Here is a 15,216-nt window from a genome sequence, read left to right on the forward strand (position 1 = left end):
TTTATAAAAAATCCCGGCTATCTCCGTACCGCAGGAGATAGTCGGGATATTCCAACGTGATCCGTTTATGCCGAGGCCATTTTTTTCTTCTTGTTCTTCAAATCCCGATTTCTCCATAATAACCAAATGGGACTGGCAATAAAGATAGACGAATAGGTGCCAAAAATGACGCCGAACAGCATCGTCAAGGCAAAATCGCGGATACTTGATCCCGCAAAAATCAATAAGGCCAACAACGCAATAACCACGGTGGTTGACGTATTAATGGAGCGCACTAGCACTTGATTTAGGCTTTTGTCGACCAGATCTTCCAACGTTTCTTGCTTTTTCTTTTTCGCTAAATTCTCCCGTATCCGGTCGAAAACAATGATTTTATCGGTGATGGAATATCCGAAAATCGTTAGCACCGCCATAATAAAGTATTCGGTAATTTGAATGTGAATCAGGGCAATGAGACCCACGGTAATAATCACATCGTGCACCATGGCAATAATGCCAGACAAGGCAAACCGCCATTCAAAGCGGATGGTAATGTACATGATAATAGCCACAACCGCCAGTACCACCGCGATCAACGCCGTACGCTCCGTCTGTTGTCCAATAATTGATGACACGCGGTTCGTCGAAATTTCTTGAAACTTTCCTACCTGTTTGCCAAATTGCGTTAACAATGTGGTTCGTTCATGTTCTGAGATTGTGGGTGTGGTAATCTGCACATTTAACCGACCCTGCCCTAAAAACACCACGGTACTCCCATATAAGTGATCCTGATCCAGAACTTTTTTAATGGCGGTTGTCGTTACGGGATGAACAAATTTCAAATTCATTTGAGTCCCGCCCGTAAAGTCAATCCCGTAATTCAATCCCCGGATGAAAAACGCACCTAAGGCCAAGACAACCAACAATGCGGAAACAAGAAACCAGGTTTTCCAGTGCCGAACAAATTCAAAGTGAAAGCGCATGCTATGTCCTCCTAGCCCACAAATATACTGCGGACTTTAGCCCAGCCCGCGTCGGCTACCCAACGGATGACGACACCGGTTACCGACACGGCGGTCAATAAGGATACCGCGGTACCGATCATCAAGGTCAAGGCAAATCCCTTCACTTCCCCTGTTCCTAAAAAGAACAAGATTAGTGAGGACACAAACGTCGTCACATGGGAGTCCAAAATGGCCCGAATCGCATGACGAAATCCCGCTGCGACGGAGGCTCTAGGGGTTTTGCCATTGATCATTTCCTCACGAATCCGGGAAAAGATAATAACGTTGGCATCGACGGCCATTCCTACAGAGAGAATAAGGCCGGCAATCCCCGGCACCGTTATGACAGCATGGATGGCCCATAAGGCTCCTACGACGAGCAAGAGATAAATTAATAAAGCCATATCGGCGACAAATCCAGCTAGACGGTACCACACAATCATCACAAATCCAATCAAGGCAATCGCAATAATCGACGCCACTTTACTTGCCACCACGGAAGCATGACCTAAGGTCGCACTCACCGTGCGGACATCCAGGACCTTTAAATTCACCGGCAATGCCCCCGATTGCAATAGCAGGGCTATCTTCTGGGCTTGTTGCAAGCTCGTAAAATTCCCGCTCATTTGCGCTTGTCCATTAGGAATGACACTTTGAACAATCGGTGCCTCAACGAGTTTTCCGTTGAGGTATATCGGCAAGGGTTTTCCGAGGTATTTTTTAGTGGCTGCAGCAAAAATCTTGGTACCTTGAGCATTAAAGGTCAAATTGACCACGTATTGACCATTGACAATTCCGGCTACGGCATTCTTCAAGTCGCCACCGCTTAATAAGACTTTCCCAGTGGGACTTTTAATCTGTAAAACGGCCGTTTGACCGAGAAACTGTAAAGCTTGTTCAGGATTTTTCACGCCAGGTAAATCCACGGTAATGCGGTTCGAACCGACCTGTTCAATCACAGGTTCCGACACCCCTAAGGCATTCACGCGGAATCCTAAAATCGACATAGCTCGCGCCATCGTTTCTTTATTCACGGGTTCGCCGGGTGCTGGTTCCGCTTGATAGGTTGCGGTCACCCCCCCTTTAAGGTCAAGTCCATAACGGAGATGATTAGTAATGGGATTTACTGCTAGAAAATAATAAACGGCTGCGATCAGCACCGCAACCAGGGCAAAAAACTTGATCATACTCTTTTGACGCATTGTAAGCCCCCCGGTTCAAAATCGTTTCATTATAGTCCGGGTCTGAATACCGTGTCAAATCGACACCTATGCCTTCTCGAGCACACTAACAAAGTGGACTATCGGTCCATTTCTTCCTTTAGTACCAGTAGTACCAGTAGTACCAGTTAGTAATAGTCTCATCCTTATGGAAAATCGGGTTCTATGAGGTTCTTTGCTGAATCGTTAACCGATTCCTGTTAAAGGGATAACGCCTAGGACCGGAATCCGGCGATATCATGAGATTGGGCAACACAATGCCCCAAGTCACTTGATAACGAATCATGGTTTGCTGCGCCGAATCAGTAATATGTTGCTGTTTAAAGAACGTTGATAATCCCGTCCACTGGTCAAACCACTCAACGATTGCTTGCGCCACGGACTGCGGGTCCAATGCATCTGTCCGAATAATGAGGTTCGCCTTTTGACGGGCTAACTGAAGCCTTTTCCATTGCTCCTCATAATGATGGAACGTCCATGCCAGACGGCGTCTTTGCCGCACGCTTGAAAAGCTGGCAGACAAAAGCACAACAGGGTGATCGCCCTGACGAGAAAACAAGGTGGGAACCTGCGAGTGTTCTTGAGCCACGGAGCGCGCTACCATCCCGTACGATGTTAACAAGCGCGATATCGTTGATTTCCCGGCAGCACACACTCCCACTAATATAATCCCATTAATAGGGAATACTGGCTGATAATGTGCGTATGGCATTTTGGACATCGCTCCTTATTCCTAACGCGACAATGCTCACATCATCGCTGGGCCGGTCTTTATCCAGTGCCAAAGTCCGCGTCATCAAATCATTAACCCATTCTTCTAAGTCTTTCACCTCAAGTGATTGCAGTTCTTGTTCAATCATATCCCATGGCAGCGATTTTCCAAAGCGTTTGCCCGCATTTATCACTCCATCAGAAAATGTCAGCAAGATCGTACCTGGAATCAACGGCAGTTCCGTCATCGCGGGCCGGGTTTTGCGGTATGTCCCTATTACCTCAGAACCTCCTTCCAGACGAAACACGACATTCTCTTGCCGGATCAAAACCGGAACAGGTGTATTTCTCGCGATGACTACCGTATTGGTATGCATATCACAAGATAAAACCACCAGGGTCGCCGTGACTCGGCCTTCACGTGCCGTGTAAAGCATATCTTGCACGGCCCGAGCTACCGCGCCATCACGCGACCCATCTGCAATCAAACTGACCGCTTTCATTGAAACCAAGCGGCTGATTCGTTTAGCAGCCGGACCTGAACCTTGTCCATCAGCCAAGATTAGTGAGATCCCGCCTAAGGGCCTCTCTACCAACTCAATCGTGTCGCCACTTTCCCCAAACCCGCCTTTGGGAATTTTCGCCCATGCCACATCAATTCTCATTGTTCTTCCGTCCCTGTTCCCCTAGCTCTTTTGACTATCATTGCCAACGCATTGGGTCTTGCCGACTATTCCATTATCCCACCAAGGTTCTGTTGTCCCCAATGCGTCTTGTCACATGCAGCGCATCCAATAACTCTAACAATAGCACCGCAAACCGGCGATTCGTCCCGAGAACTTCCCGGAGTTGACTGGTTGATAATTCCGTGGAAGTCTTTAGCGCTTCGGTGACCTGACGCCTGGCTTCATCAAAAACCCGGTCGGCGATATAAATCCCGTCATCTAATCTAATGATCCGTCCTTGTTGCACCAGAAATTCGAGCACATCAAAAACATGATCAGGCTCGATGACAATTTGACTTTGCAACTGATCTATCGCCACAGGTTTTAATCCCGTATGGCTAATGGCCTGATAGAGTCTTTCGACTTCTGATTTCCAGGGCTCAGGGTTCTCGGGGACAAAGGTGGTTAAATGCACCCATTCCCCATTGATACTGACATCTAAACTGTGGGCCACAACAAATAAGACCTGCTTCATGGACCATTCGGGCCATAATGCTTCTTTTAACCGTTCCCGTTCAATCCCTGGACGCAGAGGATGTTTTAGGTGATAATCCGCCAAGAATTCACCTAACCGTCGTGAAAATGGGTCAAGCTTATGCACTTCGAGCACCAAACGTTCTGGACCGTAAAATATGTCAGAACTATTCTCCAAAACCTGTATGACTTCATTCACCTTAAGACCGGTTGCAGTCGCGATATCGTCCACACTCATTGGCATCTGGACAGGTTTTAACACGGCCCGGATCACATCGGCAGGATTTCCTTGGGCGACCAGCGTTAAAAAGTCGAGAAGACCCGGTTCCTTCCTTTTATGGTGGCGCCCTACTTCAATCACACGACCACCACCAATCGTGACGACAGGACTATAAGACCGGATAAGAAATCGATCTCCCCGTAAGGCTGGCAACGGACTTTCCAACCGAATCTCCGCAAAGGCAGTGCGTCCCGGTTCCATTTCATCATTCTCGTACCAATAGACCCGGCCAGTGGATTCAGCTGTTCCTAAATGCACATGAACCCGCGTGCGCTGAGACAATACGGGACTCGAGGGCAATAAAGATAGTTCAACCACCAAAATGTCATGGGCGTGAAGGTGCCCGATTTCACTTAAGACTTGGCCCCGGTGGATCAGTTCTTTATCAATCCCACTCAAATTGGCCGCCACTCGCTGGCCAGCCACCGCGTATTCCACTTTGTGGCCATGAACTTCGAGTCCCCGCACGCGCACCACATAGTCGCCCGGGACGATTTCTAACGTACTTTCCGTGCGGATAGTCCCACTCACCAAAGTTCCGGTCACAACTGTCCCGAATCCTCGTACCGAAAAAACGCGGTCAATCGGTAATCTCACCGTCCCTTTGGCATCCCGCAAGGGGACATGTTGAGCCAATTCATCTAAGGCGGTGAGTAGGGCATCAATACCCCGGCCACTCACCGAATCCACAAAAATCCGGGGTGAGTGTTCTAAAAAGGACCCCGTCAAAGCTTCTTGCACGGCCTCATCCACAATCGGTAACCACTCCGCTTCCACTACATCAGCTTTGGTGATCACCGTTAATCCCTTTTTCACACCGAGGAGCGTGAGGATATCTAAATGCTCCCGGGTTTGCGGCATAATACCCTCGTCGGCTGCCACCACGAGCATAACAGCGTCCATGCCATGAACACCAGCAGCCATATTGCGGATAAATTTTTCATGTCCCGGGACATCAATTAAAGCCGCATGCTGGCCGCTAGGCAGCGTAAAATGAGCAAATCCCAGATCAATGGAAATGCCCCGACTCCGTTCTTCTGGCAACCGGTCCGTATTCACTCCGGTTAAACGCTGCGTGAGGGTGGTTTTGCCATGATCAATATGCCCGGCAGTGCCAAATATGATCGGCCGGGAATAAATGTCTGCCATCAAAAAATCCTACCCTTCCCGAAAGTGTCGCGTATACCCTTTATCTGTCAGGTACTTGCGAATTTCCAAGAGTGCTGTATACGTCGGCAAGATATAGCTCACTTGATCCGGCGCACTATGATGTATTAAATCCTCCAACGCTGCCTCAGGTTTTTCTATGACATGTATGCTTCCAGTATCAAGCCCGGCATATAAAAGCCGCACAGCCATGTCCCGAGCCCGGATGCCACTAACCCATACATGCCAGTGCGGTTGGACAAAACGTTCAAAATCGACATCCCACAGCCACGATACGTCTTGCCCGTCGGCATAACGATCATTAATGATAAACAAAAGACTTTTCAAAGGCCGCCTATCCTCGTCGATGGCTTGTAACACTTGGTTAAATCCCACTGGGTTTTTCACGAGTGCTAACCAGACATCTTTGCCTTCAATCGATACTTCTTCCATTCGCCCAAACGCTGGGCGAAAGCTCCCCAGTGAGTTGGCGGCTGTGTCCAACTCTACGCCTAAGAGTAAAGCGACAGCCATTGCCGCCATCACGTTATAGGCATTATATAACCCTGGCAAGCGCATCGGTACACGAATTTGTTCTCCACGATAATCGATCCGAAGAGTTCCGTGAATACCTTGCCAATCCACCAATAACAGATCTGGTATAGGACGTCTCAAACCGCAGGCAGGACAGTAATAATCGCCAATGTGGGCATAATATTGTCGAACATAGCGCAGTTCGTGCCCACAGCTGGGACAAAACCGGGCATCTTGAATATCATGGTGGCCTTGGGGTGTTGGATAGACAGACAAGTCGGCGCCAAAATAAAGAACTCGGGAATAGGATGCGCCTAGAAATGCCACTTGTGGGTCATCGGCGTTTAAGACCAACCATCCTTCTGGATCGAGCTTCTCAATCCCTTTTTTGACGAAATTCACCGTCGTGGATAATTCACCATAACGGTCAAGCTGGTCCCGAAAAAAATTGGTGACAGCTATCACTTTCGGCTGGCTTTCCTCTGCAGCCTTGGGCATCGTGGCTTCATCAGTCTCCAACAAGGCAAGGTCAGCCTTGGGATATAATCGCAAGCGACTAGCCTGAATTAACGCTGTGGTTAATCCGAGAATCAAATTTGCCCCGGCTTGATTGGTTACGACCTTGCGTCCACTCTTGCGCAATAGAAAAGTGGCAATCGCCGCCGTAGTCGTTTTGCCATTAGTCCCGGTCAACAAGATGACACCGCCAGGCATTTTTCTAGCCAGGCGCTTAAACACTTGCGGATCAATGCGGCGGGCAATGAGACCTGGCAGGGAACTGCCGCCTCGGCCCGTCAAACGACTTACCCAACCAACAATACGCGCTATCCAAACGGCCAGAAAAAACCTCATGCGCTAGGTGAGTCCTTTCTCGACGGGCCATATTGTTGTTGGTAATATTCCAAATAGGCACCGGTTTTAATAGCTTTCCACCACGCTTCATGATCCTTATACCACTGAACGGTATCCCATAAGCCTTGCTCCCAGTCAATTTGTGGATGCCAACCTAGTTCTTTGGTGATTTTCTGGGAGTCAATCGCGTATCGCCGGTCATGTCCCAACCGATCTGCTACCGGGGTAATAACCGAATAGGGCAGATGCAAAATGTCAGCAAGTGCTTCGGCCACTTCCCGGTTCGATTTCTCATTATGTCCTCCGATATTGTAAATCTGCCCACTTTTCCCCTGAAGGGCGACCATCCATAACGCTCTGACATGGTCAGACACATGAAGCCAATCGCGGACGTTTTTCCCGTCACCATAAAGCGGCCAGGTTTTCCCTTCTAATCCATTGGTAATGAATAAGGGTATCAGCTTTTCAGGAAATTGATAGGGACCATAATTATTTGAACAACGAGTAATGACGACATCCTGAGCGTACGTGCGGAAGGCAGCCAACGTCAAGAAATCGGCAGCCGCTTTACTCGCAGCATAAGGACTATTGGGATTTAAAGGAGATGTTTCGGAAAACCAATGGCTGCCCCCAAGGGGTAAACTCCCATAGACTTCATCCGTAGAAACTTGGAGAAATCTTTTCACATGATGGATTCTCGCCAGTTCCAATAAGACCTGCGTGCCTAAGACATTGGTGGTTACAAATGGTGCTGCAGAAAGAATCGAGCGATCCACATGCGATTCGGCGGCAAAGTTGATGATGATGTCCACGCAATTATCAGCGAGAATGCCCTCGAGCGTAGCCCGATCCCCAATGGATGCATGTACCCATTGGTAACGAGGATCGTCTTCATACTCCTTCAGATTTTCTAAGTTTCCTGCATATGTTAACGCATCGACATTAATAATATGAATGTCAGGGACATTCTCAAGCAAGTAACGAACCATTTGAGACCCGATAAAGCCGAGTCCTCCTGTTATCATGACACGCATGGCTGTCGCTTCTTCCTTATCGATATTGGGTTGTCCAATCAAATCCGATGGTCTCATCATTCCACGCCAACCGTTTTTCATCAGGTTGGGCGGGATTATAGGATTCAGTGGTGAAATAGACGATCATGAGGGGCTTGTTTCCCAGTACTCGATATCCATGGACCACACCTACTGGAATGACTATGAGTTGGGGATTGTCTTCTCCCGGATACAACACTTGAGTAATGCCGTAAGTGGGAGAATCCTTGCGAGCATCGTATAATACCACTTGCGCCGATCCTACGGGAAAAAACCACAAGTCGTCTTGCCGTTCATGATAGTGAAACGCCTTAATAACGCCGGGATAACTCATGGACAATGAGGCTTGACCAAATTTGCGCAAGAGATGGTCATCATCCCGTAAGATTTCTTGAAAAAACCCGCGGTCGTCAGGATGACGCACGAGCTGTTTAACAACCACTCCTTCAATGGTTCCAAAAGTACTCATGATACCTCCTAAGCCTTTTTATGTCATTTTTTGTTATAAATCAACCCGACTATGGTCTCCTAAAACCAGTCGCATAGCTTTAGGACGCTCGTTTCGTCCTTGCACCCTAACCCCACGCCCGATTAAGGATTGATCAATGCGTTCGGCAACTCTTTGAATCACACTGTCGGGAAGAACAATACTATTTTCAATTTCTGTTTCTTCAATGATGACCCCCTCTCCGATGGTGGTATAAGGGCCGATATAAGTATTGCGAATCACAGCGCCTTCGCCTATCACGACGGGGCCTCGAATTGTCGTTCGCTCAATGCGGGCCGTTGGAGCGATATAAACTCGGCCAACAATTTCGCTTTCTTTGTCCACATGTCCTTGCACCGCCGGCACCAAATCCTCAAGAACTAAGCGGTTGGCTTCGATGACATCCTCGGGTCGTCCCGTATCTTTCCACCACCCGTCAACGAAGGTGGCATCCACAATCCGGTCTTGATCAATTAATGCTTGGATCGCGTCTGTAATTTCATATTCGCCTCGCCACGACGGCTTTAATGTCGCAATCACCTCGTGAATTTCCGGTTGAAAACAATAAGCTCCCACCAAAGCCCAATGGGATGGGGGATTTTTCGGTTTCTCCACCAGACGCGTCACGCGACCATTTTCGACTACTGCCACACCAAATTGCCGGGGATCATCCACCGCGGTTAGCAAAATGGATGCGGAATAACGCCCCGACATAAATCGATCCACAAGTGTTCCGAGGCCGCTTCGCAATAAATTGTCGCCCAAAAACATGAGAAAAGGAGCATCCGCAAGAAACGGTGCAGCGGTTTTGACCGCATGTGCCAATCCCAGTGGTGCTTCTTGCACAATGTATGTAAAATGACAATTAAAGGCTTGACCATCCCCCAGACTTTCGCGAATAGCCGCCCCTGTTTCTCCGACAATAACGCCAATATCCGTTATTCCTGCTTGCACCATCGCCTCGACCGCATAATGTAAAATCGGACGATTGGCGATAGGAATAAGTTGCTTCGCCCCGGTATAGGTTAAAGGACGTAAGCGACTGCCCGTCCCACCGGCCAGTAGCAGCCCTTTGAGTTCCATAAATCGACTCCTTTTAAATGACCATTGTTATTGTATCCATCCCACTCGTATTTGACCACGTTTTTGGCGCTTATTCATCTTATCTTGACATATAACGGCCTCAAGCGCTATACTTACTAGCGGTCGTCGGGGAGTAGCGCAGCTTGGTAGCGCGCCTGCTTCGGGAGCAGGAGGTCGCAGGTTCAAATCCTGTCTCTCCGACCACTTAAATTCTTTCCACACAGATTTTTCCACCATTTCGATCATCTTTAATAAAAGTGATCGCTTCAAGACTTTTAATCCGAAGCAGTTCGCCGCACCGGATCCAAAGGCATGATCACCATCGCCAAAGAAAAAAATATTACCAAACGCGCCAAAAACAAGTATGTCGTGCGCATTTCTCTTCGAAACGAACAATGCGGGAAATGGCGCCCGTTGACCGAAACATCGAACGAAGATATCCTAGGCAACAACATATTGCCAGGTTCACGGGAAATTTCGACGGGTTTATGGGCTAAGTGGACTGCAGGTTTATCGGAATGAGACGGGTTCGGAGCTTACATACCGTTAATAATGATCTGTCTTAGAACAGACATGTCATGTTTAAGGGAGCGGAGTATCTGCTATCTCCGCTCCCAAAAGTGTAGATTGTTAATTCACCCGGGGAAAACACGTTTTATGCTGGTTAAGCAGCATGTAGCTGCTCAGACCGAGAACGGGGAACACAACAAGTAAGACGATAACTTCTTGCCATAACCGGTGAATCCCTGTGCTGCGCCATCCCATTCCGGCTATTATCGCGCCCAAGGGACCAGCACTTTGAAGAAAGCTTCTAATATAAGCCAGCAGAGCAGGGCGTTGTTGGCTGGGTGCTCCATCATAGCGAATTTGAAGAGCCCAAGTCGCTGCCCCCGCGGCGAGAAATGCGTGGACGAACATAACTGGCAAAATCCATTTGGCATGATCCATCTGATTCCAAATCGCTATCATCACCATGCCCGCAGCCGCATCACTCCATAATAGGCGATGAATGGCTGAGCCCTTGCGCAGTAATACGGGAAGAAGGATGCTCCCGAAAAAACCTCCACTTGCTTCTAAGGTCAACAACAGTCCGTATCGTGTACCGTCTGCATGCCAATCATGCGAAACAATTAAAGGCCATAACACCACGAGCATCCCTTGGGCCACATTCATCCCCCAAAACACGGCCGTTGATATCCAAATCGCGGGGTTGCCCAGGATTAGCCGCCATATCGGTCGCGATATGATAGCCGAATCTTGATCAGAATGCGCGGTTGTCCCCTTAGTCATAAGGGAAATGGTTGCCAAATTAAAGGCCGCTAGAACTAATATGACCGCAGCACTGCCCACAAATAATATCACAGGGACATGGCTCACCATCACACCCGCTAATAAAGGGCTTAGCAATACTGCAAGATTCCACCCAATTTGCTCGCTATAAAGTGCCGTCGAGACCCATGGTTCAGGCACCAAATGCACATATAAATTGGGTCCACCTGCATTCGTCACCATAAATGTGAGCGCATTCAAAAAAGCCACGCCGTCAAATACGGTCCAATTCACCGCGTCTTCATGGATTGCAATGATCTCCGTCAAAATTCCATAACCCAGCGCCCGGCTGACAAGGTCGACAACCATAGCACGCCTGATAGACCAATAGCGAAACAGTTTCACCGTTAGCGGTCCGCCAATGATAGCGGGCGCCGTACTCCAAAATACATACCATCCCAGATTTGCTGGAGAGTGACCTCTAGTTGCCAAGAACCAGAGCAATGCAAGCTGTACACACTGCTCCACTAGGCGGACGATGGTGTCACCGAGAAAATAGCGAGCAAATGCTGGGATCTGAAATATGCGCAAATAACGCATCATGATCCCCCGCTAAATTTTCATAGTTCAGTGTGGGAGCGAGAGATTTAAGGGGGAGTCAAAACCAGGAGGGGCATGGTCTGATCCATCGGCATCCCCTCCTAGACAGTGTTTCGCATGTCATTCTAATAAAAGCATTCTACCATAACTCTTCTCGTTAACCATGACCCATGCCGTTTTATGGGGGATGCCAGAAATTTAACATCAACTATATCTTCATGTTTTTGATGTTATAAATAAATATTTATGTATCTTTAATCCAATCCATATTTCACAAATACCTCTGAGATCGTTATTCTTATCACATAGACCTTTACCACCCAATTAGCAACGCTCTAAATTGTCTGAATTCGCGCTTTTATTTCAAGGGAGGAAATTTCATGAGTTCAACTGAGAACAAAAAGAAAAGCCGCTGGGCCTCTGGGGTCACCCCATATAGTGAAATGGGATATTGGCGCCCAGATTACGAACCGTCAGAAACCGATGTCATTTGCGTATTTCGCGTCACTCCACAAGAAGGCGTCTCGCCGGAAGAAGCCGCGGCTGCAGTGGCCGGAGAGTCCTCCACAGCGACATGGACTGTTGTCTGGACTGACCGTCTTACTGCCTATGACAATTATCAGGCGAAAGCATACCGCGTAGATCAGATTCCTGGAACTGACCAATATTTTGCTTACATTGCGTACTCAATTGATCTCTTTGAAGAAGGCTCTATCGCCAACCTGGCCTCATCTATTATTGGTAACGTATTCGGTTTCAAACCGTTAAAGGCCTTGCGTTTAGAGGATATGCGCATACCCCTTCATTATATCAAGACCTTCCAGGGCCCAGCTCACGGAATTGTTGTGGAGCGGGAATATCTCGACAAATACGGACGGCCTTTACTTGGTGCCACCATTAAACCCAAATTAGGGTTGTCTTCACGCAACTACGGTCGTGTCGCCTATGAAGCGCTTCGTGGGGGACTAGACTTTACCAAAGACGACGAGAACATTGGATCTCAGCCCTTCATGCGCTGGCGTGACCGCTTCCTTTATGTCATGGAAGGTGTCAACCGCGCGGCCGCCGAAACGGGTGAAGTCAAAGGTCACTACATGAACGTTACTGCTGCCACAATGGAAGATATGTATGAACGGGCTGAATTTGCTCGCGACTTAGGCAGTGTCATCATCATGATCGACCTCACAGTCGGGTACACCGCCATTCAGTCTATGGCCAATTGGGCTCGTAAAAATGGAATGCTGCTTCACCTACACCGGGCAGGCCACGCCACCTACACGCGTCAAAAAACGCACGGGGTGTCTTTCCGGGTCATTTCTAAATGGATGCGTTTAGCGGGAGTTGACCATATCCATGCCGGAACCATTGTCGGTAAACTGGAAGGCGATCCCAACATGATCCACGGTTATTACAAGACCTTACGCGATTCCAAGGTTGAAATGAACCTCCAAGAAGGCTTGTTCTTCGATCAAGACTGGGGTTCCATGCCAGGTGTCATGCCCGTCGCTTCCGGGGGAATCCATGCCGGACAAATGCACTTGTTAATCCACCACCTTGGTGAAGATGTCATTTTGCAGTTCGGTGGCGGAACGATTGGTCATCCGATGGGAATCTCCGCAGGGGCAACGGCCAACCGCGTGGCATTAGAAGCCATGATCAAGGCTCGCAACGAAGGCAAAGATATCCTCAATGAGGGTCCCGAAATCCTTCAAAAAGCGGCGAGAATGTCTCCGTCGCTACAAGCAGCCCTTGACGTGTGGAAAGATGTCACATTTAACTACGAATCCACAGACACTCCGGATGTTTTACCGACACCCAGTGTATAAATAAGGAGGACACTATCGATGGCTTTTCACCTGACCCAGGGAACCTTTTCCTATCTTCCCCCACTCACTGATGACGAAATCAAGTTGCAAATTGAATATGCTCTCGATCACAACTGGCCGATGAGTGTGGAATTTACTGACGATCCCCATCCACGGAACACGTATTGGGAGATGTGGGGTATGCCGATGTTTGACCAAAAAGATGCCGCGGCCATTCTCTACGAAGTTAACGAATGTCGCAAGGCCTATCCGAATCACTATATTCGGCTAAATGCTTATGACGCCTCTCGCGGTCGGCAGTCCTTACGGATGTCCTTCATCGTAAACCGTCCAGCGAACGATCCCGGTTTTGGCTTAATCCGTCAAGAAGGTCGCGACCGTCAGCTTCATTACACTATCCACAGCTATGCCACGGATAAGCCTAAAGGCGAACGCTTCACCGACTAAGCGTCCGTTCCACAAAAAACAGCCCGGTTGGGCTGTTTTTTGTTATGGGACGTTTGACAACCGTCATAAGCCATCTTTCATCCATACATCGTGAAGCAACACGGCCAAACCACGAGGCAAGGCGATATTCGGATGGATATGATTATCTTAAACCCGGGCCTGCTGGAGGAGCAGGTCTTTTAGCGCTTTGGCGGGCGGTGGCAAATAATGTCCCCGTAAGTGCACGACATACCAGTAACGCTTGAGTGGAAAGCCTTCAACCGGCAAGATGACAAGACGTTTGGACTCTAGTTCCAGTTGAATCACACGACGGGAGATCACGGCAATTCCTAACCCGTGCGCCACACCTTGCTTAATTGTGCTATTATTTCCCAGTTCCATGTTCACGCGAAATGTAATGCCTGCTTGATTAAAATACCGTTCCATGGTTGCCCGCGTTCCCGATCCCACTTCGCGGACCAAAAAACCTTCATGTGCCAATTCTTCGGCGGCAATGAATCGTTTCTGCGCCAAGGGATGGTCGGGGCTTGCAATCACCACCAAATCATTTTCCATAAAAGGCGTAGCATCCCATTCGGCCACATCGTCGGGAACTTGTCCCATTACGGCCAAATCGGCTTCGCGGGCCGCAATGCGCTCCATCACCGTAGCCCTGTTGGCGACATCCAACATAATGGCGACTTGGGGAAACATGCGCCGGAATTGCCCCAAATACTCCGGCACCACATAAACCCCCACCGTCGTGTCCGCTGCCACCCGCAGTTGGCCGATATTGCCACCTTTTAAAGCGCTCATCACCTGCTGGGTTTCTTCCATGAGCGCAAAAATCTTTTGACTATAAGACCACAATGATTCTCCCGCTGCTGTCAAACGAATATGGTGCCCGACTTTTTCAAACAAGGGCAAACCCACAGCGCGTTCCAGACTTTTAACGTGCATGGACACAGCCGATTGACTGATAAGCAATTCTTCGGCCGCACGCGAAAAGCTTAAATGCCGCACCACCGTCTGAAATACTTTGAGATGGTGGAGATTCAACGTGCCGTAATGCGGTTCCTCATTCACTTAAATCCCCGCCCCATCTCGCCACACGGGCGCATCAGGCAACACCACCGAGTGTGCCATCACATGGAAGCTTTCTTGAGAAATCAAATGCGCTAGAGAAATGCTGGCTAAAGTATTTCCCACACACAACTCTAACGCTTTCCAAATTTCTGGGCGCACACAATCCTGGCATTCCTGATGCCCGCAATCGCAAAATTCGATAGGACCTTGTAGGGCTTTCATAATGTCGAGTAACGAAATGTCTTCGGCAGGTCTCGCTAAGGTAAAGCCCCCATTTGCTCCCCGCGTCGACCGCACCAACCCGGCTCGTTTTAATATCATCAATAATTGCTCTAAATACTTATCGGATAATCCGAGCCGAGGTGTCATCACACTAATAGATACTGGCGTCCCTAAAGGACTCTCGCCGAGTAAAGCCAGAATACGGAGACCTGACTTGAATCCGGACGATAGTTTAAACAC

15 protein-coding genes and 1 tRNA gene are annotated in these 15,216 nt (G+C 48.7%); 4 read left to right on the top strand and 12 right to left on the bottom strand.

Annotated elements, in window-relative coordinates:
- Positions 1-65: 65 nt before the first annotated feature.
- The 9 genes from secF to AOA63_RS08545 form a co-directional block, all read right to left on the bottom strand.
- Complete coding sequence (secF, locus tag AOA63_RS08505) at positions 66-962, bottom strand: protein translocase subunit SecF (RefSeq protein ID WP_053959291.1); 897 nt, start codon at positions 960-962, stop codon at positions 66-68.
- A gap of 11 nt (positions 963-973) precedes the next feature.
- Positions 974-2,185, bottom strand: a complete 1,212-nt coding sequence (gene secD, locus AOA63_RS08510; protein WP_053959292.1) for a protein translocase subunit SecD — start codon at positions 2,183-2,185, stop codon at positions 974-976.
- A 181-nt stretch (positions 2,186-2,366) separates the two neighbouring features.
- Entirely contained in the window at positions 2,367-2,915 is a 549-nt protein-coding gene (locus AOA63_RS18915; protein WP_197648382.1) for a hypothetical protein, read from the bottom strand.
- Positions 2,878-3,579 carry a PP2C family protein-serine/threonine phosphatase gene (locus tag AOA63_RS08520; RefSeq protein WP_053959294.1) on the bottom strand — a complete coding sequence of 234 codons (702 nt, stop codon included), beginning with the start codon at positions 3,577-3,579 and terminating at the stop codon, positions 2,878-2,880. Before AOA63_RS08520 ends, AOA63_RS18915 begins: the two co-directional genes overlap by 38 nt.
- A 73-nt stretch (positions 3,580-3,652) precedes the next feature.
- Complete coding sequence (gene selB, locus AOA63_RS08525) at positions 3,653-5,542, bottom strand: selenocysteine-specific translation elongation factor (RefSeq protein ID WP_053959295.1); 1,890 nt, start codon at positions 5,540-5,542, stop codon at positions 3,653-3,655.
- Between the two features lie 9 nt (positions 5,543-5,551).
- On the bottom strand, positions 5,552-6,925 hold the full coding sequence (locus tag AOA63_RS08530) for a Mur ligase family protein (RefSeq protein WP_053959296.1): 1,374 nt from the start codon (positions 6,923-6,925) through the stop codon (positions 5,552-5,554).
- Positions 6,922-7,959: a dTDP-glucose 4,6-dehydratase gene (gene rfbB, locus AOA63_RS08535; protein WP_053960661.1), complete on the bottom strand. Its 1,038-nt coding sequence runs from the start codon at positions 7,957-7,959 to the stop codon at positions 6,922-6,924. Before rfbB ends, AOA63_RS08530 begins: the two co-directional genes overlap by 4 nt.
- A 16-nt stretch (positions 7,960-7,975) precedes the next feature.
- Entirely contained in the window at positions 7,976-8,446 is a 471-nt protein-coding gene (locus AOA63_RS08540) for a dTDP-4-dehydrorhamnose 3,5-epimerase family protein (RefSeq protein WP_053959297.1), read from the bottom strand.
- A 33-nt stretch (positions 8,447-8,479) separates the two neighbouring features.
- Positions 8,480-9,547, bottom strand: coding sequence for a glucose-1-phosphate thymidylyltransferase (locus tag AOA63_RS08545; protein WP_053959298.1), 1,068 nt, complete (start codon positions 9,545-9,547; stop codon positions 8,480-8,482).
- A 127-nt stretch (positions 9,548-9,674) separates the two neighbouring features.
- Here AOA63_RS08545 and AOA63_RS08550 point away from each other — a divergent pair.
- A tRNA-Pro gene (locus tag AOA63_RS08550) sits at positions 9,675-9,751 on the top strand.
- 108 nt (positions 9,752-9,859) lie between these two features.
- Positions 9,860-10,069 (top strand): hypothetical protein, encoded by a 210-nt coding sequence (locus tag AOA63_RS08555; protein ID WP_053959299.1) that lies wholly within the window; start codon positions 9,860-9,862, stop codon positions 10,067-10,069.
- 108 nt (positions 10,070-10,177) lie between these two features.
- On the opposite strand, the gene AOA63_RS08560 is transcribed toward AOA63_RS08555, so the two are convergent.
- Positions 10,178-11,419 (bottom strand): MFS transporter, encoded by a 1,242-nt coding sequence (locus AOA63_RS08560; protein ID WP_139061531.1) that lies wholly within the window; start codon positions 11,417-11,419, stop codon positions 10,178-10,180.
- A 377-nt stretch (positions 11,420-11,796) separates the two neighbouring features.
- Here AOA63_RS08560 and AOA63_RS08565 point away from each other — a divergent pair, with 377 nt between their 5' ends.
- Both AOA63_RS08565 and AOA63_RS08570 read left to right on the top strand, forming a co-directional pair.
- Positions 11,797-13,242: a form I ribulose bisphosphate carboxylase large subunit gene (locus AOA63_RS08565; RefSeq protein ID WP_053959301.1), complete on the top strand. Its 1,446-nt coding sequence runs from the start codon at positions 11,797-11,799 to the stop codon at positions 13,240-13,242.
- A gap of 18 nt (positions 13,243-13,260) precedes the next feature.
- Positions 13,261-13,689 (top strand): ribulose bisphosphate carboxylase small subunit, encoded by a 429-nt coding sequence (locus AOA63_RS08570; protein ID WP_053959302.1) that lies wholly within the window; start codon positions 13,261-13,263, stop codon positions 13,687-13,689.
- Between the two features lie 147 nt (positions 13,690-13,836).
- On the opposite strand, the gene AOA63_RS08575 is transcribed toward AOA63_RS08570, so the two are convergent.
- The gene (locus AOA63_RS08575) at positions 13,837-14,754 is read right to left on the bottom strand and encodes a LysR family transcriptional regulator (RefSeq protein WP_053959303.1); all 918 of its coding nucleotides are present in this window, start codon (positions 14,752-14,754) and stop codon (positions 13,837-13,839) included.
- Positions 14,755-15,216 carry an RrF2 family transcriptional regulator gene (locus AOA63_RS08580; protein ID WP_020373771.1) on the bottom strand — a complete coding sequence of 154 codons (462 nt, stop codon included), beginning with the start codon at positions 15,214-15,216 and terminating at the stop codon, positions 14,755-14,757.

This window comes from Sulfobacillus thermosulfidooxidans (assembly GCF_001280565.1).
Classification (GTDB): Bacteria; Bacillota; Sulfobacillia; order Sulfobacillales; family Sulfobacillaceae; genus Sulfobacillus; species Sulfobacillus thermosulfidooxidans_A.

Bases quoted from the DNA above. Each gene is read 5' to 3' on its own strand.
- secF (WP_053959291.1), bottom strand. From the start codon at position 962: ATGCGCTTTCACTTTGAATTTGTTCGGCACTGGAAAACCTGGTTTCTT.
- secD (WP_053959292.1), bottom strand. From the start codon at position 2,185: ATGCGTCAAAAGAGTATGATCAAGTTTTTTGCCCTGGTTGCGGTGCTG.
- AOA63_RS18915 (WP_197648382.1), bottom strand. From the start codon at position 2,915: ATGCCATACGCACATTATCAGCCAGTATTCCCTATTAATGGGATTATA.
- AOA63_RS08520 (WP_053959294.1), bottom strand. From the start codon at position 3,579: ATGAGAATTGATGTGGCATGGGCGAAAATTCCCAAAGGCGGGTTTGGG.
- selB (WP_053959295.1), bottom strand. From the start codon at position 5,542: ATGGCAGACATTTATTCCCGGCCGATCATATTTGGCACTGCCGGGCAT.
- AOA63_RS08530 (WP_053959296.1), bottom strand. From the start codon at position 6,925: ATGAGGTTTTTTCTGGCCGTTTGGATAGCGCGTATTGTTGGTTGGGTA.
- rfbB (WP_053960661.1), bottom strand. From the start codon at position 7,959: ATGCGTGTCATGATAACAGGAGGACTCGGCTTTATCGGGTCTCAAATG.
- AOA63_RS08540 (WP_053959297.1), bottom strand. From the start codon at position 8,446: ATGAGTACTTTTGGAACCATTGAAGGAGTGGTTGTTAAACAGCTCGTG.
- AOA63_RS08545 (WP_053959298.1), bottom strand. From the start codon at position 9,547: ATGGAACTCAAAGGGCTGCTACTGGCCGGTGGGACGGGCAGTCGCTTA.
- AOA63_RS08555 (WP_053959299.1), top strand. From the start codon at position 9,860: ATGATCACCATCGCCAAAGAAAAAAATATTACCAAACGCGCCAAAAAC.
- AOA63_RS08560 (WP_139061531.1), bottom strand. From the start codon at position 11,419: ATGATGCGTTATTTGCGCATATTTCAGATCCCAGCATTTGCTCGCTAT.
- AOA63_RS08565 (WP_053959301.1), top strand. From the start codon at position 11,797: ATGAGTTCAACTGAGAACAAAAAGAAAAGCCGCTGGGCCTCTGGGGTC.
- AOA63_RS08570 (WP_053959302.1), top strand. From the start codon at position 13,261: ATGGCTTTTCACCTGACCCAGGGAACCTTTTCCTATCTTCCCCCACTC.